Below are 22,290 nucleotides of genomic sequence, written 5' to 3'. Positions count from 1 at the left end.
ATTGAATCAGCAGGTTTTGCCACGCATATGTCCGATATTTTCGTTGAAAAACTGACCGACCAAGAAGCCACCGCAGAACTGGAACGGCTTGCGCGTGAAATTGCGCATCATGATGAGCTTTACCACGCCAATGATCGGCCAGAAATTTCGGATGCCGACTATGATGCATTGAAGCGGCGCAATGATGCGATTGAAGAGCGCTTTCCACATCTGGTTCGGCCAGATAGTCCATCCTTGCGGATTGGCACTGCACCTGTTTCCAAATTTGCTCAGATTACCCATGCGCGACCAATGCTGTCGCTCGGCAATGCCTTTTCGGATGAAGACGTGCAAGATTTTGTGGGCAGCGTGTATCGCTTTCTCGGACAATTGCCTGATAATTCCATTGCATTCACGGCAGAGCCGAAGATCGACGGGCTTTCCATGTCGATCCGCTATGAGAATGGCGTTCTGGTGAGTGCGGCCACGCGCGGCGATGGCACCACCGGCGAGAATGTAACGGCCAATATCCGCACCATTGGTGAAATTCCGAATAAGCTTCCGGCGGGCGCTCCAGCCATCGTTGAAGTGCGCGGCGAAGTCTATATGGCGAAGAGCGACTTTCTCGCGCTCAACGAGCAGATGGTGGCGGAAGGCAAGCAAACCTACGTCAATCCGCGCAATACAGCAGCAGGATCGCTGCGTCAGCTTGATGCGAAAGTAACCGCCAGCCGCAAGCTTAGGTTCTTCGCCTATGCATGGGGTGAAATGTCGGAAATGCCTGCGGATACGCAGCATGGCATGGTCGACGTGTTCGCCAAGTGGGGCTTCCCGGTAAATCCGCTGACCAAGCGGTTGCAGAGCGCAGATGAACTGATTGCGCATTATCGCGCCATTGGTCTTGAGCGTGCCAAGCTCGATTACGATATTGACGGCGTTGTCTACAAAGTGGATCGGCTGGATCTGCAAACACGGCTTGGATTCCGCTCGCGTAGCCCGCGCTGGGCCATTGCGCACAAGTTTCCGGCCGAGCAGGCAACGACCATACTGCGTGGCATCGATATTCAGGTTGGACGTACAGGCGCATTGACGCCGGTTGCGCGTCTTGAGCCGATTACAGTCGGCGGTGTGGTTGTGACCAATGCAACCTTGCATAACGAGGATTACATCAAGGGCATCGGCCTGAAGGGTGAACGTATCCGTGAGGACGATCACGACATTCGTATCGGCGATACGGTGATCGTGCAGCGTGCTGGCGATGTGATTCCGCAGATTGTCGATGTGGTGTTGGAAAAGCGTGCCTCTGATGCTGTGCCGTTTCATTTTCCGCATCAGTGTCCGGTTTGCGGTAGCCATGCCGTGCGTGAAGAAGGCGAGGCGGTCTATCGTTGCACGGGCGGTTTGGCCTGTGGAGCACAAGCGGTTGAGCGTATCCGCCATTTCGTTTCACGCAATGCCTTTGACATTGAGGGACTTGGCGAAAAGCAGGTTGAGTTTTTCTTCCATGCTGAAGATGACAGTCTGAAAATCAAATCACCTGCGGATATTTTCACGCTGCAAAAGCGACAGGAAGCATCCGTCTTTAAGAAGCTTGAAAACATTGACGGCTTTGGTGCGACTTCGGTAAAGAAGCTCTATGACGCGATTAATGATCGGCGTGAAATTGCACTGCATCGCTTTCTGTTTGGTCTTGGTATCCGCCATGTTGGTGAAGTGAACGCCAAGCGCTTTGCCAAGGCCTATCTCACCTACGACAAGTTTGCCGGAGCAGCGACAACAGCTGTCCCGCCAAAAGAAGGCGACCGTACCGATAAGGGCAATGAAGCATGGCAGGATCTGATTGCCGTTGAAGGTATCGGCGCGATTGTGGCGGAAGCCGTCGTCGATTTTTATGCAGAGCCGCATAATCAGGAAGTGCTGAATGCGCTGCTTGCAGAAGTGAAGCCGCTGGATGAAGTGGCGCGCGTTGCAACTGGATCACCTGTCGAAGGAAAGACCGTGGTGTTCACTGGTAGCCTTGAACGCATGTCGCGCGATGAGGCAAAAGCCATGGCAGAACGTCACGGTGCCAAGACGGCGGGTTCGGTTTCTAAAAAGACTGATCTTGTGGTGGCTGGTCCGGGTGCAGGTTCGAAGCTTGCGAAAGCGTCGGAACTTGGCATCGAAGTCATCGATGAAGATGCGTGGCTGACATTGGTTGGAGAGGGCTGATGGCTCCGTTCAAAGGTTTTGGCGACAAGGCTATTCCATTCCTCAAAGCGCTTGATTTTCATCAGAACCGTGAGTGGTTCGTTGAAAACAAGGACCTGTTTGAAGAGCATCTGAAGGAGCCGCTTGGCGATCTGATTGAAGAACTGACGGCTCGCTTCGAGAAGGCGGGGTTACCTTTCAAGGGTGACCGGGTGAAATCGCAGTTCCGCATTAAGCGGGACACGCGGTTTTCTCATGATAAAGCGCCCTATAACCGGCACTTGTCGGCGCTTCTGTCCAATTCCGGCACGAAGTGGGATGAAAGCGGCTGCTTTTATGTTTGTATTGGTCTGCCGGGCATTCGTGATTGCTATGCCGGTGTGGCCTGGTGGGGGCCGAAGAAAGAGCTGCTTCAGGCTATCCGCGAGTCAATTGTCGAGAAGCCAGACGAATATCGCGCGGTTGTGGCAAAGCTCAAGAAAAGCGGCTTGCAGATCAGTGATCACGAGCGTCTGAAGCGGACCCCACGCGGTTTTGAAACTGTCACTGATGCTGATCTTCTTGAGGGTATTCGTAATAGGCATTTTGCTGTTCGCATGGAAATTGACCCGGAGAGCATCACCCGCGCGGATATTGCTGACAGGCTGGTCAAGTTTGCTGACCAGTCCCGACCGCTGATAGACTGGATCAAGAAGATTGAGGGCACAGTTCCACAAGCATCAGAATAATTCATTTCAGCATCACTGGTTTTTATCAGTGATGCTGAAATGCTGCGCGTATATTCTAATAGTATGATTTTTATCGAAAATTGATTTCAACTTGGTCTGAAATTCTCTAAGCACTCCATGAGTGAGGAGTGATATTCGTGGATCAGGGTTTTCGGCCAGCACCGGCGTCAGTGCATCATGATTTCTGGGTGGGCGTCAAGCGTGGAGTGCCTATCGTTGCGGCTGGCGCGCCGTTCGGTTTGTTGTTTGGTGCGGTGGCTATAGACAACGGCTTTACCATTGTTGAAGCCATCTTCATGAGTGGAACGATCTATGCAGGTGCCAGCCAGATGGTTGGACTTGATCTTTTCGGCCAGAAAATCGCGCCATGGATGATTGTGCTGTCGATTTTCGCGGTCAATTTCCGCCATGTACTATATTCGGCAACTGTTGGGCGACGTATTCGTCATTTCACCTTCATGCAAAAGGCCGTTGCGTTCTTTCTGCTGGTCGATCCGCAATATGCTGAAGTTGAAATTCGCGCAGAGGCGGGCCGCAAAATCAGCTTCGCATGGTATATGGGGCTTGGCCTCACGATTTATGTCTGCTGGCTGATCGAGACGCTTATTGGTGCGCTGTTTGGCAATCTGATTTCTGATCCTTATGCGCTGGGCATCGACTTTCTGCTGCCAATCTATTTCCTTGGAATGGTGATGAGTTTTCGTCATCGTGAACACTGGTGGCCCGTTGTTATCGTCAGTGCTGTTTGCGCAGTGGCGGCTTACAAGTTCGTCGGTTCGCCATGGCATGTGACGCTCGGCGCTATGGGCGGAGTTGTGTTGGCCGCTGTTCTCGCAAAGCCGCAAGAAGGGAAGGCATAGATCATGTCTACGACGATCTGGATCATTCTTGCGGGCGCATTATGCACTTATATTACCCGCTTTGGCGGACACTTGATTTTATCGCGTTTTGAGCGTGTGCATTATCGCGTTGAAGCAGCGCTGAATGCTGTGCCTGCGGCTGTTCTGACCGCAATTGTTGCAGCGCCTGCATCGGATCATGGCTGGCGCGAATTGCTGGTACTGGTTTTCTGCGTGTTGTTGTCATTACGGGTTAGCATGATGACAATGTTTTTTGCAGGCGCAGCGCTTTTGGTCGCGCTGCGCCATTTCTTTCCGGTTTAAAGCGGGGCGGTTGCTGCTTCGAGCCACTTGGCCTGTGCATCATCGAGATGGCTGATAAGCTTCTCACGCACGCTCGCATGATAGGCATTCAGCCAGTCCAGTTCTTCCTGCGTGAGCAGTGATTTGTCGATCAGGCGGCGGTCGATTGGGCAGAAGGTGAGCGTTTCAAAGCTCATCATCGGAAGCTCGCCGCCTGCTGGCACTTCCGCTTCTTTCACGATGATCAGGTTTTCAATGCGGATGCCGTAAGCGCCCGGCTTGTAATAGCCCGGTTCGTTGGAAAGGATCATGCCAGGCAAAAGCTCCTGCACGCCTTTCTTTGAAATGCTCTGGGGTCCTTCATGAACCGACAAATAGCTGCCGACGCCGTGACCCGTACCATGTGCATAGTCGAAACCTTTTTTCCACAACGCGATACGTGCCAGCACATCAATGTCCTGTCCGCGAGTGCCTTTTGGGAAGCGTGCGGTGGTGATAGCGATCATGCCCTTTAGCACAAGCGTGAAAGAGCGTATCGTTTCTGGTGTGGTGGTGCCGATAGCAACCGTGCGGGTTATATCCGTTGTGCCATCACGATATTGCGCGCCGGAATCAATCAGATAAAGCTCACCATCGTTGAGCTTGCGGTTTGTATCCGTGTTGACGCGGTAGTGGATGATTGCGCCGTCTGGACCTGCACCGGAGATCGAATCAAATGAAATATCCTCAAGCGGCATCTGGAAGTCGCGGCCAGCCTTGTCGCGGCTTTGTTCCAGCTTTTGCGCTGCTGAGATTTCATCAACTGTGCCGGGCTTTTCGCCATCAAGCCATGACAGGAAATTGACCATGGCCACCCCATCGCGCTCGTGCGCTGCGCGGGAACCGTCAAGCTCTGCCTTGTTTTTGATGGCGCGAGGCAGGCGGGCAGGGTCTTTGCCATGAATGACATGGCCACCAGCAGTTTCTACCGCAAGACGAAGCTTTTCCGCAGCCAGTGCGGGATCGAGCAGAATCGTTTCGCCGTTCGCTGCGCGCGCACTCAAATGGCCTTCAAGCTTTGCGGGATCGCAGAGTTTCGCAAGCTGCGTGAGATAGGCGCGGGGTTCAATGGCGAGCTTGCGCTCGTCGATGAAGAGTTCCGGCTCTCCCTCTGCCGGAATGATGGCAAAGCTCAATGGCAGCGGCGTGTTGGAGACGTCCTTGCCACGGATATTGAATACCCAGGCAACCGATGACGGATCGGTCAGCACAGTGGCACTTGCACCCGTTGCGGCCACGGCTTTTTGCATTTCCTTGATTTTGTCTTCAGCCTCGTGGCCCGAGAAACGGGCTGGCTGAATAGTGACCGGCGCAAGTGGGGCTTCCGGCTGGTCATCCCAGATGAGATCAACCAGATTATGTGCAACCGGCACCAGCTTTCCGCCCTGTTTTTCCAAAGCATCGCGGAGAGCGGAGGCTTCGGAAATCGTGTGCAACCACGGATCGAAACCAATCGTGAGACCCTTGCCATTTTCTGCGAGCCAGCTTGCAGGTGGATTGGTGACAAGGCTTTCATAAGAAAACACGTTACCATCCGTCTGATTGCGAACCTGCAACTCATAGCGACCATCGATGAAAATATAGGCCTTATCTTTGAGGACCAGTGCTGCACCTGCCGAACCGGTAAAACCTGTCAGCCAGCCAAGGCGCTGCGCGCGGGGCGGCACATATTCGCCCTGATGCTCATCGGCACGCGGAACGAGGAAGCCGTCGAGCCCCTGTTCGACAAGCTTTTCGTGCAATCTGGCGACACGTGGCGCACCATTGGCCGGATCGGTGGTTACATCAAAAGTCTGAAAAGCCATGAGCGTAACTCGCAATAAATAATGGAAAGCTATTACTTCAGGTGAATCGTGACCCAACCTTCGCGATGGAAGGTTTTCTGATGGGTTAGCCCCTGCGCCTGATAGGCGGCAAGCACCATGTCGTGCTGGCTGTCGAGAATGCCAGACAGGATGATTGAGCCGCTTGGTGCCAGATGTGATTTCAGTGCCGGTGCGAGTTCCATCAGCGGGTTTGCGAGAATATTGGCGACGATCAGATCAAACGGTGTGTAGGAACGGAAGATCGCATGATCAAAGCCTTCGGCAGTCGCTGTGACGACATGTTCGCTCACGCCGTTGAGGACTGTGTTTTCAGCGGCAACCGTAACGGCGATTGGATCGATATCGGTAGCGAGAACCGGGATTGGTGCAAGCTTGGCAATGGCAATGGCCAGAACAGCCGAGCCGGTACCAAGATCAAGCGCATTGGTTGGGTGCTCGCGCTCAACAACTTCCTCAAGCATTTCGAGGCAACCCGACGTGGTGCCATGATGACCGGTGCCGAAAGCAAGGCCAGCATCAATCAAAATCGGAATATCATCGGCTTGCAGCTTGTCGCTATCATGCGAGCCATGCACAAAGAAACGACCTGCCCGAACGGGCTTCAAAACTGAGAGCGAGTGTGTGACCCAGTCAATGTCTGGCAGTTCTTCAGTTTCAAATTTGCCAGCACCTACCAGCGCGTCTATGCGCGCTGCAAGTTCATCCGCTCCATCTTCGGTATAGACGGAAACTTCGAAAATCTGACGGTCTTCATCGATCTCAGTAATCGCAATCGGGAAGGCTTCATCCTCAAATGCTTGTTCGATGATGTCATAGATTCGTTCGGCTTCCGTCTTGTCAGCCGAAAAGAAGAGTCGTGATTGGGGCATGGATAATAAGCTCTCAAATCGAATTGGAAGCTTTGTTTACCCGTTTGTGCGGCCTTTGGCCAGATTCTTCAACTTTTCCAGAGCAGTATCTGGGTTCTCCTGATAGGCGATCGTTCCACGGAAGCGGCCACCCTTATCGAGAAGGAAAACCGAAGCCGTGTGATCCATTGTATATTCGCCGTCTTCGGTCAGAACCTTCTTGGCGTAGATGTGATAGGACTTCACCATGTCCGCAACGTTTTCAGGTGTTCCGGTCACGCCGATAATGCGGTCTGATACGTTGCTCACATAGGTTTTCATGATTTCCTGTGTGTCGCGTTCAGGGTCAACGGAAATGAAATAAGCTTTAATATCAGATGCTTCTGGTCCAAGCTGTTTGAAGTATCCGTCCAGTTCATAAAGCGTCGTTGGGCACACATCAGGACAATGGGTGAAGCCAAAGAAAACCACTGAAGGTGTGTCGCGCAGTTCTTTTTCAGTGAAAGGCTTGCCATCCATGGCCACGAGATTGAACGGACCACCGAAAGGCTGATCGGCGGAATTACGATCACGGATCATATTGAAGCCTGCAGCGCCAACAATCACAATGATGAAGGCGAAGATGAAGATGGGCAGGAATTTTTTCATGTCCGGTCAGCCTTGAATTTTGTTTTGCATTTATCGCAGATAAGAACGCTATTTAATGTTTACATCGTTATGCAATAGGAAAGCGCCTATTTATCGAGCGCATCTTATGTTGAAACGATAGATACAGTCTAGCAGAGTACAAAGATTTCAGAAAGTTTTGAAATGACGCAGGGCGAAGACCTTCGTTTGCAGAATAGTGAACCGCGCATTCATTCGACTGCACAGCTGAAAAGCTCCAAGTTGGGACGCTATGCTGACATTGGTGAGCGTGTAATACTGCGCGAAGTGACGGTTGGGGACTTCACCTATCTGGAGCGCAACAGTGAAGGCATTTACGCTGAGATTGGTAAGTTCTGCTCAATTGCCTCCAATGTACGGATTAATGCGCTTGAGCACCCGATGGAGCGGCTGACGACCCATAAGGTGAGCTATCGCCCGAATGAATATTTTCGCTATCTAGGCGTGGACAGTGCGTTCCGTGAAAGGCGACAGGCCAAACGCGTGACAATCGGCAATGATGTCTGGATTGGCCATGGCGCGGTGATCACGCCCGGCGTCAATATTGGTCATGGTGCGGTGATCGGCGCCAATGCTGTTGTGACGAAAGATGTGGCGCCTTATCGTATCGTCGGCGGTGTGCCGGCTCGTATCATCCGAAAACGCTTTGATGATGCCATCGTGAATCGATTGCTGGCTCTGTGCTGGTGGGATTGGCCGGTAGAAAAACTTTATGAAGCAATTCCTGATATTCAGACGTTTGAAATCGAAGCGTTTTTGGAAAAATGGGGCGGTTGAGGCTTGCTCTCTTGCAATGCCTGATTTGCTACTCCACCTTTGAGAATGAAGTTGTTGGAGAGATCGAATGTCAAAGATGAACAGGTTCGTGGGATTGCTTGTCGCGCCCATGCTTTTGCTCGGCGCTTCTGCTGCCGTATCGGCTGAAGAAGTTGGCAAGGTCGGTGTTGACTGGCTCGGCAATGACATAGCAATTGATGCAGTTCAGGATCCGAAGGTGCAGGGTGTAACCTGCTATCTGGCATCGTTTTCGCGGGGTGTTATCGATCGTTTGCAGAAGGGCAACTGGTTCGAAAACCCGTCTAATGCATCGATTTCCTGCGAGCAGTCCGGCCCCATTACCATCGGCGACATTAAGCTTGGTAAGGGCGGTGAGCGGGTCTTTGCGGAGCGCACCAGTCTGATCTGGAAAAAGCTGGTTATCACCCGTATCTATGACCAGAAGAACAATACGCTTCTTTATCTCGCCCATGCGACACAAGTTCAGGATGGATCGGCTAAGACATCGCTATCGACCGTTCCGCTGTTCAAGGGTGATGTGACCTGGGAAAAAGGAAAGCCGGAGTAAACTCCGGCTTTTTTGTCTTAAAAGTTATGCGCGCTGAACGAAGCTGTCGAGAACGCGCTTCTGACCGGCCTTATCGAAATCAATGGTGAGCTTATTGCCATCGATAGTCGAGATTGTGCCATTACCGAATTTGATGTGGAACACACGGTCGCCGACGAAATAGGCGGATGGCTTATCGGTTGTTGATTTTGCAACCAGTTCGCCGTCAATCATGCGCCCTTTTATCGACCCACGACCCGCACCAAAGCCGGAATCAGTTTCGCCATAGCCGACGCGTTCGACATTTGCACCGGAGCGTGAGCCCCAATTGTTACGCGTTGCATCTGAACGGTTTTGTTGCGCGCGCTGCCAACCGGGCGTTGAATAAGAGTTTTCAAACGGGTCGGCCTTGTCGAAGCGCGATTGTCCGTAACTGCTATTGCCATAGCCGCCGTAATTGCCTTCCATCTCAGCCACTTCGACATGCGTTTCGGGAAGTTCTTCCAGAAAGCGTGACGGAATGGTCGACTGCCACATGCCGTGGATGCGGCGGTTGGAAACAAACCAGATATGCAGGTTCTTTTTCGCACGCGTCACGCCGACATAGGCGAGGCGGCGTTCCTCTTCGAGACCGGAACGGCCACCTTCATCGAGTGCACGCTGATGCGGAAACAGACCTTCTTCCCAGCCGGGCAGGAAGACGGTTTCAAACTCAAGCCCCTTCGCAGAATGGAGCGTCATGATGTTGACCGCATCCATATCGGTATTTTGCTCAGCATCCATGACGAGTGCGATGTGCTCGAGGAAGCTGCGCAGACTCTCATAATCCTCCATGGAACGGATCAGTTCCTTAAGGTTTTCGAGACGTCCCGGCGCTTCCGCTGATTTGTCGTTCTGCCACATGGCAGTGTAGCCAGACTCATCAAGAATGGTTTCTGCGAGTTCTGTATGCGGGGTGTTGTCGAGAAGCGTTTGCCAGCGGCGGAAATTATTGACCACTTCGCGCAGCGCCGAACGAGGCTTTGGTTTCAGCTCTTCGGTTTCCACCAGATCACAAGCGGCTGCGAACATCGAGATGTCGCGCGCGCGCGCATAGTCATGGATCAGGCGAATTGCCGCTTCACCAAGGCCACGCTTTGGCGTGTTGATGATGCGCTCTAAAGCCAGATCGTCTGCGGGCTGGGCCACGACACGCAAATAGGCCATGGCATCACGGATTTCGAGACGCTCGTAGAAGCGCGGTCCACCGATGACCCGATAGTTGAGGCCAAGCGTTACAAAGCGATCTTCAAACTCGCGCATCTGGAAAGAAGCACGAACAAGGATCGCCATGTTGTTGAGCATATGCCCCTGACGCTGCGCCTGTTCAATTGCTTCGCCAACGGCACGGGCTTCTTCTTCCGAATCCCATGCTGCATGGATTTTGACTTTTGGATCGTCGGGGTTTGGCGCTTCGGTAAAAAGCGTTTTGCCGAGACGACCTTCATTATGGGCAATCAGGTGCGCTGCCGTGCCAAGAATATGTGCTGTCGAGCGATAATTACGCTCAAGCTTGATCACAACCGCGCCAGGGAAATCCTTGTCGAAGCGGAGGATATTATCCACTTCCGCACCACGCCAGCCATAGATCGACTGATCATCATCGCCCACACAGCACAAATTCACTTTATTGTCGCTCAAGCCTGATGAGGCCTGCCGAGCATCTGCCGGAACTGGAGCCCTGCTTTTCGATTGTGGCCTTTGAGCAAGCAGACGCAGCCACATATATTGGGCCGTATTGGTGTCCTGATACTCGTCCACCAAGATATAACGGAACTTCGCGTGGTATTCGCGCAGAATGTCGGGATTGTTGCGGAAGATACGGATCGGATGCAGCAGCAGATCGCCGAAGTCGCAGGCGTTCAACGTGCGCAGGCGTTCCTGATAAGCCTGATAAAGCTCGCGGCCCTTGCCGTTACCGAATGAACGCGCGTCACCTTCGGGGATATCAGCTGGCCCAAAGCCCTTGTTTTTCCAGCCATCAATCATGTTCGCAAAAGTGCGGGGTGGCCAGCGCTTGTCGTCGAGACCCTCAGCCTGAATAAGCTGCTTGATGAGACGGATGACGTCATCTGTATCAAGAATGGTGAAATCTGAAGTGAGATGCACCAGTTCTGCATGTTTGCGCAGCAGTTTCACGCCGATGGAGTGGAACGTGCCAAGCCATGGCATGCCTTCAACTGCACCACCGACCAGATGGCCGATACGCTCTTTCATTTCGCGTGCAGCCTTGTTGGTAAAGGTCACAGCGAGAATTTGGCTTGGATAGGCGAGGCCAGTCGTCACAATATGCGCGATGCGGGTTGTGAGCACGCGGGTCTTGCCGGTGCCTGCACCTGCGAGAACAAGAACCGGACCTTCGGTGGTCAAGACGGCCTGACGCTGCTCAGGGTTGAGACCCTTTAAATAATCGGGTTCGCCACGCTGCTGGTTGCGTGCTGCCATAGCGCGCGCGGCAATTCCGCCTGTCGCAGGTGTGCGGTCAGCCGGTGTGTCATTGCCGAAAAACGGCATATCATCGGGAAAATCAGACATTGCTACCGAATGTAGTGATTCGTTGATCAAAAACCAGCGAAAGCGTTAAATTACTCAAGCTGTGAGATGCGACGGTCGGTGAAATTGAGCCGATGTGAAGCAAGCGCTTCGACAAGGCCGCGCATTTCCGGCTCGCGTTGCAGCAGTTCATCAAGCTCCGTCATCTGGTTCATGGCGATCAAACGAAGAATATCGTCGCGGATCGTTCCATCTTCCCGACGCGGCAAATGCGAAACCGGCTGGATGAGTTCAAGCTTGCTGCCTTTGAGCCGGGCACGTAGGCTTTTTTCGTCTGCATCGGCAGTTTCAACAAAGGCGTAGAGGCCGACGCCTTTGGCGGGCAGTGAATAAAGCGTGAGCGCGACGTCTTTCACACGCGGATCAGACTTGAGAGCCGCCATAATAGCCGGGCCTTCATTGTCGATACGGTCGCCGGTACCTTCACCATCGGACCAGTTGAAAATGCCGCGCGTGATGAAGTTATAAACCTTCTTGCCCGTAGCAAGCCAAATGCGTGACGGCAGCGAACGACGCGCCAGAATGCGCTTTTCGGTCGGTGTCATCAGATCGGGCGCAAAGGCGCGCTTCTGCTTGATGAGGTGACGGAAATCTTCATAGGCGAGCAAACGATAAAATCCGCCACGACGGCGATGCACACTTGCCAGCTGAAAATCGATGACGGCTGCTTCGCCTTCCGGTGTCATCAGCCAGTTTTGTGGCTTGGCCAGATCGTTGTGGGTAACGCCCATGCGGCGCATATCACGCAGAATGCGATGCGCGGTGCGATACCATTTGAGCTGCGCCGGACGCGCAAGATGCAGCGGTGTGCCTTCCGTCCATGACCGATAGAGGCCGTCTTTGTCGGTATAGAGAAGCTGTGGGACGCCTTCGATGCCGCGCACGGTTTTTAGGCCGCGAATTTCACGTCGTGCCAGAATCCATGCCAAAGGCTTCGACCACCAAGGGGCAGCACTCACCACACGACGGATAATTCTTGTTTCGGGATCGCCCGCAAAATAGCCTGCGCGTGTTTCGGAAAAAACATCGCGTTTGAAAACTGCGGTCTCCACAAATTGCGGTATGCGGTCGACTTGTGCGGGTACATCAATATTTGGGTTCTGAGCCATGCAGTTCCACTAGCCGCTTGCGCTCAATCAATCAAGTTTGATGGTGGTGTTCAACGGTTGCAATCATGTGAATGAGGGCGCAAAAGAACACAATAATTGTTTTGGGGAGAAAGCGGATCATGGCGCAAAGCGACGACATCAAGCAGATCATCCGGCAGGAACAGGCGCTTATTTTCACGAGCTTTACGGAGAATGATGCGTTTTCCCTCGGTCATCGGCTACGCGATATTGCGGTGAAACAGAAGCTGGCGGTTGCGATTGATATTTCGCTCTGGGACCGCCGTTTGTTTTTTGCAGCCACTGCCGGAACGACTGCTGACAATACCGAATGGTTGCGGCGTAAGTTTAATGTCGTGCGCCGCTTTCACGCTTCGAGCTATCGCCTTGTTCTGGAACAAAACCGCGAAGATAAAATGTTTGCAGAACATAAGGCGCTTGATGTCGCCGATTATGCCTTGGCGGGTGGCGGATTTCCGATCCATGTCGCAGGCGCGGGCGTAATAGGGACGGCGATTGTTTCGGGCCTTCCGCAGCGTGAAGATCATAACCTTGTCGTGCGTGCCATTGCCGAGCATTTGGGACAGGATCCTGTCGCGCTGGCCTTAGCCGCAGCATAAATTGAAATACGGAGAATAAACGATGTCGCTTCAGAATGTGGTTGCCCTTCAGCGTAATGAAGAGGGTATTGCAGCCGCAGTTGCACTCCTCAAGCAGCGGTTTGGTGAACGCGCCCAGACTGGACAGGCAATTCGCGAGCAGCATGGCCACACGACGACTTATGTGCCGACGCAGGCGCCGGACATTGTCATTTTTGCGCAAACGACAGACGATGTGCAGGATGTGGTCCGCATCTGTGCCGAGCATAAGGTGCCGGTGATTGCATTTGGTGCTGGTTCCTCACTTGAGGGGCAGGTAAATGCGCCTGCAGGTGGCGTGTCGATTGATCTCACACAGATGAACCGTGTTTTGGCAGTTCATGCGGAAGACCTTGATTGCGTGATTGAGCCGGGAATTACGCGACGCGAACTCAATGAATATTTGCGCGATACCGGGTTGTTTTTCCCAATCGATCCGGGCGCGAATGCGACCCTGGGCGGCATGGCTTCAACTCGGGCGTCTGGCACAAACGCCGTGCGCTATGGCACAATGCGCGAAAACGTATTGGCGCTGAAAGCGGTCATGCCCGATGGTCGCCTGATCGAGACGTCAAAACGCGTGAAGAAGACTGCCGCAGGCTATGATCTGACAAGGCTGCTGATCGGTTCTGAAGGCACGCTCGGTATCATCACGGAACTGACGTTAAAATTGCAGGGGATTCCGCAAGCTGTATCGGGCGGGATTTGCCCATTCCCGGATGTTGAATCGGCCTGTCGTGCCGTGATCGAAACCATCCAGATGGGTATTCCGGTTGCGCGCATTGAGCTTGTGAACAAGCTTCAAATGGAAGCGCTTATCCTGCACTCCAAGCTGCCCTATGAGGCGCAGCCTTATCTGTTTGTCGAGTTCCATGGCACGGAAACAGGCGTTGCCGAACAGGCGGAAATCTTTGGCGAGATCGCTGCGGAAAATGGTGGCGGTGAATTCCGCTGGACCAATGATCCGGAAGAACGCGACCGGTTGTGGCGTGCGCGGCATGATGCATATCTGGCATCCTTCCTTTTGCGTCCCGGTGCGAAGGGTGTTTCGACTGATGTTTGCGTGCCGATTTCACGGCTTGCTGATTGTATTGCCGAGACTGAAAAAGACCTTGCTGAAAGCGGGTTGATTGCTCCTGTCGTTGGCCATGTCGGAGACGGTAATTTCCATTTGCTGCTTTTGCTCGATACGGACGACGCATTGGAAATGGAGCGCGCCGAAGAGTTTATGGATCGTCTGGTAAAGCGTGCGCTTGCCATGGAAGGTACGTGTACCGGCGAACATGGTATCGGGCAGGGCAAGATGAAATATCTCGCAATGGAGCTTGGTGACGCGACCGACTACATGCAGATGATCAAGAAAGCGATTGATCCAGATAACATCATGAATCCGGGAAAAATTCTGATTTCTTGATTCAAATCAGTCGTTTGAATCGTCTTTTTAAGAAGGCGATTCAATGTCGCGGCTGAATCAGCGATTGCGTAGGCAATTTGCCTTGTTATCGCCGGATCGATCCCGCTATGTTGCACCGATAAAAATCGCGTGATTCAAGATTTGCATCACGCTCTGCATCTTATCGGAGTTTCGCTTGGGCCGCATATTCGTCATCGTGGGTGGGGTACTGGTACTGCTTTTGACCGCAGCGCTGGTCGTTCCGCCATTTGTCGACTGGAGCGGCTATCGTGCCGAGTTCGAGCGCGAGGCAAGCCAGATTCTTGGACGTCCGGTTCATGTGACGGGTGACGTCAGCGCCAGGCTTTTACCCTTTCCATCTGTGACATTTTCTGATGTGCGGGTCGGTGCAGACAATGCAAATCCGGTGATGACCGTCGACAGGTTTTCGATGGATGCGGAACTGATGCCGTTTTTGCGCGGCCAGTTGCTGATTTTTGATATGCGCGTTGAGCGCCCCAATACGATTATTTCGCTCGACAAGGATGGTAAGGTTGATTGGGCCATTCGTCCTACCACGCCACTTGATCCAGCGCAGATCAAAGTCGAGCGGCTCTCAATTACGGACGGTACGGCGACCCTTATCGATGAAGCCAGCGGACGTGTTCATAATGCCAGCGATATAGATGCGGTTCTTTCTGCTAATAGTCTTGCGGGGCCATGGCTTGCAAACGGTACTTTAGAAATTGAAGGCCAGAAGCTGGCGCTTGATCTTACCAGCGGCGAAGCCAAGCCGGACGGGTCGCTGCGCTTGCGCGCGCGTATATCGCCCGAAGCGGTGCCTGCTTCGTTTGAGACTGATGGTGACATTACGCTTGATGATGGTCGCCTAAACTATGCTGGCAGCTTTTCACTGCGTTCTGCTGACGCGATGGGATCGGCGTCCAAGAACCAGCACGAGCCAGTACAGAAGCCGTTTTTCAGCGATCTCCGTGTCAGTGGCAAGTTTTCTGCAAACAAGAGCCATTTCGATGCTAGCGAATTTCGCATGGAGCAGGGGCCAGCCGATAATCCTTATGTGGTGAACGGCAAGGCACTCATTGACTACGGTGATAAGCCACATTTTGAAATCAGCGCTGATGGCCAGCAGATATTCTGGGGGCCTGTCGAGACGACACAGGATCAGCAACCCGCACCTGTCGCTGACGGCGAACGCCTTGAGACGTTACGGCGGATACTTGAGCAATTGCCGATCCCCGGAATGCCCGGTAATGTTGATTTGCGGTTGCCTGCTGTAATAGCTGGTGGCACGACTATTCGTTCCGTGACAATCAGTGCGGAGCCTGATGGCAATGGCTGGAATATTGGTCAGTTCGAAGCGGATCTGCCGGGACGTACAAAGGTTGAAGCCAAAGGCAGGCTTTCGGTCGGGCGCGATTTCGGCTTTGAAGGCGATATGCTTGTGGCGTCACGCCAGCCATCCGGGCTTGCAGCATGGCTGAATGAAACGGTTGATGAATCCATTCGTAAACTCGATAGCGTGGGCTTTTCAGGCAAAGTCAATTTGCGTGAAGGCATGCAGAGTATTGATAATCTTGAAGTCGGTATGGGCCAAACGACGCTGAAAGGTACATTTCTGCGACAAGTCGCAGGTTCTGCCGAACCAGCGATTACGTTGCGGTTGCAGGGTGGATCAGTTGATAGCAATGCGCTCCGCGCATTTACCAGCTTTTTCTCAGGCGGTCATGGCGTTGCTTCACTTGATGGACAGGCACTTGATATTGGTTTCACCGCCGGCCCCGTTCAATATGAGGATATGGAAGCGGCGAGTGTTGACGTTGCCGTCCGTATTCACAATGGCCGTTTTGATTTTGACCGGCTGATGATCAATGATGTTGCAGGAACGACGCTGACTGCAACAGGTACGTATGAGCCTTTTGCAGCAACGCCGTCTGGCAAGCTTGATGCCACTTTGCTTTCCGCTGATCTGTCACATTTTTTGACACTTGCAGCACATCGTCATCCGCAAGTTCCGTTTTTCCGCTCGCTTTCAGCGCGCGCTGATAATTATCCCGGTCTGTTTGAGGATACAGAGATAAATATCATCGCTAATGCCTTAGCACCTACGGGCAACGGTGTCGCTGCCGCGCCAGTTGCGGGAAGTGCCAAAGGATCACGCGCTAAGGAAGTGCCCGCAAAAACACCTGCAAAGGGTGGCGAGGCATCATTTAGTGTGACGGGCAAAGCAGGCGGCATGAAGCTTGATTTGTCTGGGACGACCAGTGGCGGAAGTGCTGAAAACGATCCAATGCAAATGCAGCTCAACGGAACTGCAACGTCCACAAATGGCGAGACGGTTCTGGCTTTGTTGGGTGTTCCAACATTGCCGCTGGGACTTGCTGGCGAATTGACGGCTGATCTTACCATGCAGGGGGCGCCAAGTGCTGGTATGCGGACGCAACTCAGGCTGACTGCGCCCGACGGTACGGCTGTTGCGGATGGTATTCTGTCGATGGTTGGCGGTGATATTGCGGCAAGCGGTAAGGCTCAGGTGAAATCTGCTGATCTGCAACCTTTTGTCGCGACAGCGGGTTACACGCTTCCGGGTTTTGGCGAAGGACTGTCTGCTGATCTTTCGAGCGATTTCCAGTTTGCCAAAGGTTTGCTTCGGTTCCCCAATTTTGCGGGTAAGCTTGGCGGCGATGATATTTCCGCTCGTCTTGAAGCGAATTTCTCAGATAGTGGACTTCCGCAGATCAAAGGTGAGGCAAAACTGACCTCTGTTGAACTTGGCAGCCTTGCAGCAATCATGCTCGGTCAGGATGCACTTGAGCCATCTTCGCCGCGTAAGGCTTCTATCTGGCCAAATACGCCATTTGCAACACGCCCGTCTTTGCCGCTGCTGATGGATATGAAGCTGACTGCGGCGCAAGCACATATGGATGGCTTTGGAACCGTGAGCGATTTTTCCACGCGCGTTCAGAAGAATATGGATGGGTTGGCGCTCAATGAGCTAACCGGAAACTGGGCTGGCGGATATCTGGTTGGCAATGTTTCTTTACGCAACAACGATAAAACAGCGCTGCTGTCTTCTGATCTTAAATGGAGTGGTGCACGGCTTGAAGATTTCTATCATTCTTCCACGGGCAGCAGCCCATTGAATGGAACGATCAAAGCTGCTCTGACTTTGAATGGTAGTGGCTCAAATGTCGCCGAACTGGTTGCGTCTCTTGCGGGTTCAGGCAGTGTTGATGTTGAGAATCTCGTCATTAATGGCCTCGATCAGGGGGCTTTTCCGGCAATGTTGGCTGAGGCTGATAGCCTGGGAGATCAGCCCGCAGGTGCCACGCAGCTGGATGCAAAGGCGTTTGGCGCATTGACTAATAAGGCAATTGGTCAGGGCCGGTTTGCGGCTGGTAATCCGCGTTTTGATTTCACGGTTGCAGGGGGCATTGCACGACTTTCGCCAATCAGTCTTGCAACTGGTGACGCAACATTGAGCGGCGATATGCAGCTTAATCTGTCTACGTTGGGTCTCAGCGGTGAGGGAAGTTTCGCATTTGATCAACCGGACGATGCGCAGTCGTCGACGTCACCAAGCCTTCGTTACACAATCGGCGGAACCTATGATGATCCTACGGTTCAATTTGATCGGCAGCCGCTGGTTCAGTTTCTGACGCAGCGCGCATTGGAGCGCGAGCAGGAACGGGTCGAAGCGATGCAGGCGAGCATCATGGAAAAGCAGCGGCTGAGACGCCAGCTGGACTTGCTGGCCTCGGATGCCAAAGAACGAGAGCATGTGCGTCTTGAGGAAGAGGCTCGCAAAAAAGCAGAGGCAGAGGCTCGTGAACAGGCTGCTAGAAATGCATTGGAAGCACAGAAGTCAGCCGAGGGAAGCAATCTACCTGCGCAATTAAATGGGCAGGGTGGTCAGTCCATCAACGAGTTTTTGAAAGAACTTGAGCAGGCGCCAAATGTTGCGCCCAATTCTCAGCCTTGAGACTGAATTTTCGATTTTAGCCAGTCGAGGATATAAAGCCTGAGAGCAGAAGAGAGATTGACGCTCCGTTCGCGCTGTCCGTCGATCTCCGTCACAAGCGATGCGACAGATACTTGCCGCGTGTTTGCTATCTCTTCAAGCAGCTCAAAGAATGGGTCTTCAAGCGTATAGCTTGTGGCATGTCCACGAATACTCACAGAGCGCTTTTTGAGCCGTCCTGTAGTGCTGACGGAGCCGTTCACTTTTCAGCTTTCGGCTTGTCGATTGGCTCAAGCTTATTGTTTTGGAGAAAGTTATTGGTTTTGCGCGTTTCCTCTTTTGCGAAGCTTTTCTCGGCTTTCGTTCGGCCAAACAGAATGCGGTTCTGATCGGCTTGTTCTTCCCGCGAGGCACGCGCCTTGTTCTTCTTGAACTGGCGCAGATTGATAATTTCACTCATGAATGCCTGCCAATAGATGTTAGAGCGCATTTCGATCTGAGTTAATCAGATCTGCGCTCTCAATTTTTGTTTGAACGCGCATCTTTGCCCAAAAATCGTTTCAAACTTTTCGAGATGCGCTCTCGTGGGCGTCGTCTTATTTGTTCGGTGATTTTGGATTGGTCACCCACCAGATGATCAGCGAAATTACCACGAGCAGCAATAGTCCGAAAGTCATTTGCCACATCGAAAAGTTTGGTGTGTCTTTAGCGACGAAGAAACCGGCAATAATACCGCTAAACCAAAGAACGATCTGAGCAATAATTCGCAACATGGTGGGCCTGTCCTGTGATGCGTTGTTGGTGAACCCAGTTTTAAAGAGCATTTGTTGAGATGCCTTGATCGAAGTCAAGAGCATCACGACTGCTATAAAAAAACACCGGCGGAATACTCAGCCGGTGTTTGTTATCTCTAAGGAAGATGATGCTTATTTTTTTCGGAAAGAATCGAGTGAAACCACGTCTGCGGATGGTTTGGCTTCAGCTTCTTTACCCTCAGATGCAGGCTCGTCTTTTGCAGCGGTGTCACCCTTATCAGCAGCAGGCTTGCGCGACTTGGATTTAGGCTTGGCCTTTTCGGGCGCATCTTCTGACGAGATCAACTCGATTGAGGAGACCTTACCACCTTCGTCATTATCGCTTGTTGGCTGGACAACCGATACATCGAACTCAAGTTCAAAGTTGACAGATGGGTCGTAGAAGCCACGAATGGCAGAGAATGGGATTGTCAATTTTTCCGGCACATCACCGAAAGACAAGCCGATTTCAAACAGCTGATCAGTGACAACCATGTCCCAGTATTGATGTTGCAACACCACTGTCATCTGCTCAGGATATTTTTCCTTAAGCCGAGACGAAATGCGTACACCGGGCGCTCCAGTAAGGAACGTGATGAAGAAGTGATGATTGCCAGGCAAGCCAGTTGCTGCCACTTCCGCAAGAACCTTGCGAATGACGCCACGGAGGGCTTCCTGAGCGAGAATATCGTAACGGATGAGATCCTGAACCATAGATTGCTTATCCCACGGATTCGCAGGTTGATGTCAAGTTTGTTCTCTGACAAATCTAAAATATTTCAAGAAAAAAGTGAGGCCGGGAAGGTGCTGAAATGCTTACGTGCGCGCACCAAAGGCCATCAAAAATGTTCGAACACCATTGATCGCACTTTTCTCGATGATGGAATCATCAACAGCCTGACCAGTTAGCAGGTGATAATGAATATCCGCATTGATGAGAGCCAGATAATGACGTGCTGCCAAATCAGGGTCTTCAATGACCAGATTGCCAGCCAGTGCTAAACGCGACAGATGGGCGGCAATGGCCGGAACAGCCTGTGCTGGGCCTTTTGTGCTGCAAACATTGCCATGCAGGGGTAGGGCATCTTCATCGGACTGAAACAGTTTGCGCAAGAATACGGTAGAAGAATCATGCACGCAATTGCGGCTCATCCTGATCGAAAATGCTATCAGGTCTTCTTCGAGGTTTTCACCAGACTGAGGAAAAGTCGCGAGTACAGCAAAGAGACCAGACGACATTCTGTCGAATGCGTCGTCAACAACAGCTGCCAGCAGCGCTTCTTTGTCCTTATAGTGATTGTAAATGGTCTGACGCGATACGCCCGCTTCGCTGGCAATCAGATCGATGCTGGCACCCTGAAACCCATCCCGATAAAAAACGCGTGCTGCCGCGCAAAGAATGAAGTCGCGCTTCATGCATTGACCGGGTTTTAGCCCCGATTTTGAGGATGCAGAATTCGCCCCTTCAGAAACGAGAGGGCGTCTGTCTGCCAGAACGGCACTATCGAGCATGTCAGTAGGTTTCATATCCATAACATAATGCGGCTTGACGGTTTGGACAATAGTGTCTAATTTTACAGTAGTGTCAAAACAGTTATTAAAACTCGTCCATAATGGGGATGGCTACACGCTTTTGAGAGATTACGATGCCCGGTTGGGGGCTGAGAATATCGCAAATTTATCGAAATTATGTAGCATAAACATGTGGATAGTTGCCTAGTTGCGATATTTGGTCCCGGCTTACCCATCCTCCCAAGCGATGCGCTGGAACTAAACTCGTAACGGGTGACTCACGAAACATTGATGAAAGTACGCCCCCAATGAGTTCAGGCTCTCCCACTTCAGGTCTCTTGCGAAACGCGATTATTCTCGGTCTTCTTTCGGCAATTGGCCCATTTGCCATTGATATGTATCTGCCCGCATTGCCAACCATTGCGACCGATCTCCACGCTGAGACCGGTGCTGTGCAAATGAGTCTTTTGGCGTTCTTCATTGCTTTGGCGCTTGCGCAGCTTTTTGTTGGCCCTCTGTCGGACATGGTTGGACGCAAGCTCCCGCTTTATGGCGGACTTGCGCTGTTTGCTGTTGGTAGTATCGGTTCAGCTCTTGCGACCAATATCGATATTTTGGTCTTGTTCCGCTTCATTCAGGGATTAGGTGCAGCGGCAAGCTCGGTTATTCCGCGTGCCATTGTGCGTGATCTTCACACAGGCGTTGATGCGGCAAGGCTGATGTCGCTGCTTATGCTCGTCTTTTCTATTTCGCCCATTCTCGCACCGTTGAGTGGATCGGTTCTTATCGATTTCTTCGGCTGGCGTGGTGTTTTCTGGGCTGTGTTCGTGGCAGCCATTGTAGGCGTTGTGTTGATAGCAACCGCGCTTAAAGAGACGAGGGGTAGCGAAGCGCGGCTTGATAGCAATATCAGCAGTGCACTTGCGGGTTACGCCCGGCTTCTCAAGGATCGCTATTTTATGGGACTGGCCTGTATTGGCGGCTTTGGCATCGCGTCATTCTTTGTTTATCTGGCGAACTCATCGTTTATTCTGATTGATCATTACGGCCTTAGCCCAAGCCAGTATGCGATAGCGTTTTCGATCAATGCCGTTTCGTTCTTTAGCGTTTCGCAGCTCAATGGTGTCTTGGGTGCGCGTTTTGGGTTGCGTCGTGTGATGCAGGTTGCCGTTTCGGGCTTTGCAGCTGTTATGCTTGCGATGTTTGCGGCAGTCTTGATGGGCCATACCGGCCTTTGGCTGATCGCTGGCTTTCTTTTCGTTGGTTATGGTTTTCTGGGGCTTGTCATTCCGACGACCGCTGTGCTGGCACTTGAAGATCACGGCACGATTGCTGGAACAGCATCGGCGCTGCTTGGAACGTTGCATTTCGTCATAGGCGGCATTGCGATTGGTGTAACCGGCGCATTCTTTGATGGTTCTGCCAAACCGATGATCGGCGGTATTGCGATCTGTTCACTTATCGCATTTTTTCTGAGCCTCGTTGTGTTTGCACGCAAAACACAGCCAGAAGCGGAAGTGGCAACAATCTAAAG

20 protein-coding genes are annotated in these 22,290 nt (G+C 52.4%); 10 read left to right on the top strand and 10 right to left on the bottom strand.

Annotated features, from left to right (window positions below):
- Positions 1 to 27 precede the first annotated feature (27 nt).
- From ligA to RI570_RS02310, 4 genes are all read left to right on the top strand, one after another.
- On the top strand, positions 28 to 2,190 hold the full coding sequence (gene ligA, locus RI570_RS02325; protein WP_313826753.1) for an NAD-dependent DNA ligase LigA: 2,163 nt from the start codon (positions 28 to 30) through the stop codon (positions 2,188 to 2,190).
- A complete protein-coding gene (locus tag RI570_RS02320; protein ID WP_313826752.1) occupies positions 2,190 to 2,897 on the top strand; it encodes a TIGR02453 family protein in 708 nt (235 codons plus the stop codon). The genes ligA and RI570_RS02320 overlap by 1 nt, the downstream gene beginning before the upstream one ends.
- A 137-nt stretch (positions 2,898 to 3,034) precedes the next feature.
- The gene (locus RI570_RS02315) at positions 3,035 to 3,757 is read left to right on the top strand and encodes an AzlC family ABC transporter permease (RefSeq protein ID WP_313826751.1); all 723 of its coding nucleotides are present in this window, start codon (positions 3,035 to 3,037) and stop codon (positions 3,755 to 3,757) included.
- A 3-nt stretch (positions 3,758 to 3,760) separates the two neighbouring features.
- The gene (locus tag RI570_RS02310) at positions 3,761 to 4,060 is read left to right on the top strand and encodes an AzlD domain-containing protein (protein WP_313826750.1); all 300 of its coding nucleotides are present in this window, start codon (positions 3,761 to 3,763) and stop codon (positions 4,058 to 4,060) included.
- On the opposite strand, the gene RI570_RS02305 is transcribed toward RI570_RS02310, so the two are convergent.
- The 3 genes from RI570_RS02305 to RI570_RS02295 are packed head-to-tail and all read right to left on the bottom strand — an operon-like array spanning position 4,057 to position 7,400.
- Positions 4,057 to 5,883, bottom strand: coding sequence for an aminopeptidase P family protein (locus RI570_RS02305; protein ID WP_313826749.1), 1,827 nt, complete (start codon positions 5,881 to 5,883; stop codon positions 4,057 to 4,059). The two genes, RI570_RS02310 and RI570_RS02305, sit on opposite strands and share 4 nt — an antisense overlap.
- Before the next feature lie 32 nt (positions 5,884 to 5,915).
- Positions 5,916 to 6,773: a 50S ribosomal protein L11 methyltransferase gene (locus RI570_RS02300; RefSeq protein ID WP_313826748.1), complete on the bottom strand. Its 858-nt coding sequence runs from the start codon at positions 6,771 to 6,773 to the stop codon at positions 5,916 to 5,918.
- 36 nt (positions 6,774 to 6,809) lie between these two features.
- A complete protein-coding gene (locus tag RI570_RS02295) occupies positions 6,810 to 7,400 on the bottom strand; it encodes an SCO family protein (protein WP_250038868.1) in 591 nt (196 codons plus the stop codon).
- A 162-nt stretch (positions 7,401 to 7,562) separates the two neighbouring features.
- Between RI570_RS02295 and RI570_RS02290 the strand changes: the two genes are divergently transcribed.
- Both RI570_RS02290 and RI570_RS02285 read left to right on the top strand, forming a co-directional pair.
- Positions 7,563 to 8,195, top strand: coding sequence for a DapH/DapD/GlmU-related protein (locus RI570_RS02290; protein ID WP_313826747.1), 633 nt, complete (start codon positions 7,563 to 7,565; stop codon positions 8,193 to 8,195).
- Between the two features lie 67 nt (positions 8,196 to 8,262).
- Entirely contained in the window at positions 8,263 to 8,763 is a 501-nt protein-coding gene (locus tag RI570_RS02285; RefSeq protein WP_313826746.1) for a CreA family protein, read from the top strand.
- A gap of 24 nt (positions 8,764 to 8,787) precedes the next feature.
- Here RI570_RS02285 and RI570_RS02280 read toward each other — a convergent pair whose 3' ends face one another.
- Both RI570_RS02280 and RI570_RS02275 read right to left on the bottom strand, forming a co-directional pair.
- The gene (locus RI570_RS02280; protein WP_313826745.1) at positions 8,788 to 11,316 is read right to left on the bottom strand and encodes a UvrD-helicase domain-containing protein; all 2,529 of its coding nucleotides are present in this window, start codon (positions 11,314 to 11,316) and stop codon (positions 8,788 to 8,790) included.
- 50 nt (positions 11,317 to 11,366) lie between these two features.
- A complete protein-coding gene (locus RI570_RS02275; protein ID WP_313826744.1) occupies positions 11,367 to 12,443 on the bottom strand; it encodes a serine/threonine protein kinase in 1,077 nt (358 codons plus the stop codon).
- Positions 12,444 to 12,562: 119 nt separating this feature from the next.
- On the opposite strand from RI570_RS02275, the gene RI570_RS02270 reads away from it, so the two are divergent.
- The 3 genes from RI570_RS02270 (at position 12,563) to RI570_RS02260 (ending at position 18,471) form a co-directional block, all read left to right on the top strand.
- Positions 12,563 to 13,060 (top strand): heme-degrading domain-containing protein, encoded by a 498-nt coding sequence (locus RI570_RS02270; RefSeq protein ID WP_313826743.1) that lies wholly within the window; start codon positions 12,563 to 12,565, stop codon positions 13,058 to 13,060.
- Positions 13,061 to 13,082: 22 nt separating this feature from the next.
- On the top strand, positions 13,083 to 14,492 hold the full coding sequence (locus RI570_RS02265) for an FAD-linked oxidase C-terminal domain-containing protein (RefSeq protein ID WP_313826742.1): 1,410 nt from the start codon (positions 13,083 to 13,085) through the stop codon (positions 14,490 to 14,492).
- A 175-nt stretch (positions 14,493 to 14,667) separates the two neighbouring features.
- Positions 14,668 to 18,471 (top strand): AsmA family protein, encoded by a 3,804-nt coding sequence (locus RI570_RS02260; protein WP_313826741.1) that lies wholly within the window; start codon positions 14,668 to 14,670, stop codon positions 18,469 to 18,471.
- On the opposite strand, the gene RI570_RS02255 is transcribed toward RI570_RS02260, so the two are convergent.
- From RI570_RS02255 to RI570_RS02235, 5 genes are all read right to left on the bottom strand, one after another.
- Positions 18,462 to 18,713 (bottom strand): ribbon-helix-helix domain-containing protein, encoded by a 252-nt coding sequence (locus RI570_RS02255; RefSeq protein WP_313826740.1) that lies wholly within the window; start codon positions 18,711 to 18,713, stop codon positions 18,462 to 18,464. The genes RI570_RS02260 and RI570_RS02255 overlap by 10 nt on opposite strands.
- Positions 18,710 to 18,910 (bottom strand): DUF4169 family protein, encoded by a 201-nt coding sequence (locus RI570_RS02250; RefSeq protein ID WP_313826739.1) that lies wholly within the window; start codon positions 18,908 to 18,910, stop codon positions 18,710 to 18,712. The genes RI570_RS02255 and RI570_RS02250 overlap by 4 nt, the downstream gene beginning before the upstream one ends.
- Before the next feature lie 136 nt (positions 18,911 to 19,046).
- Positions 19,047 to 19,223, bottom strand: a complete 177-nt coding sequence (locus RI570_RS02245) for a hypothetical protein (RefSeq protein WP_313826738.1) — start codon at positions 19,221 to 19,223, stop codon at positions 19,047 to 19,049.
- A 153-nt stretch (positions 19,224 to 19,376) separates the two neighbouring features.
- Complete coding sequence (locus tag RI570_RS02240; RefSeq protein WP_313826737.1) at positions 19,377 to 19,958, bottom strand: SspB family protein; 582 nt, start codon at positions 19,956 to 19,958, stop codon at positions 19,377 to 19,379.
- 102 nt (positions 19,959 to 20,060) lie between these two features.
- Positions 20,061 to 20,777, bottom strand: a complete 717-nt coding sequence (locus RI570_RS02235; RefSeq protein WP_313826736.1) for a TetR/AcrR family transcriptional regulator — start codon at positions 20,775 to 20,777, stop codon at positions 20,061 to 20,063.
- 287 nt (positions 20,778 to 21,064) lie between these two features.
- Between RI570_RS02235 and RI570_RS02230 the strand changes: the two genes are divergently transcribed.
- Positions 21,065 to 22,288, top strand: coding sequence for a multidrug effflux MFS transporter (locus RI570_RS02230; protein WP_313826735.1), 1,224 nt, complete (start codon positions 21,065 to 21,067; stop codon positions 22,286 to 22,288).
- The last annotated feature ends 2 nt before the right edge of the window (positions 22,289 to 22,290 follow it).

Source organism: Brucella pseudogrignonensis (assembly GCF_032190615.1).
Taxonomy (GTDB): Bacteria; Pseudomonadota; Alphaproteobacteria; order Rhizobiales; family Rhizobiaceae; genus Brucella; species Brucella pseudogrignonensis_B.
This window is presented reverse-complemented; position numbering and strand designations above follow the sequence as displayed.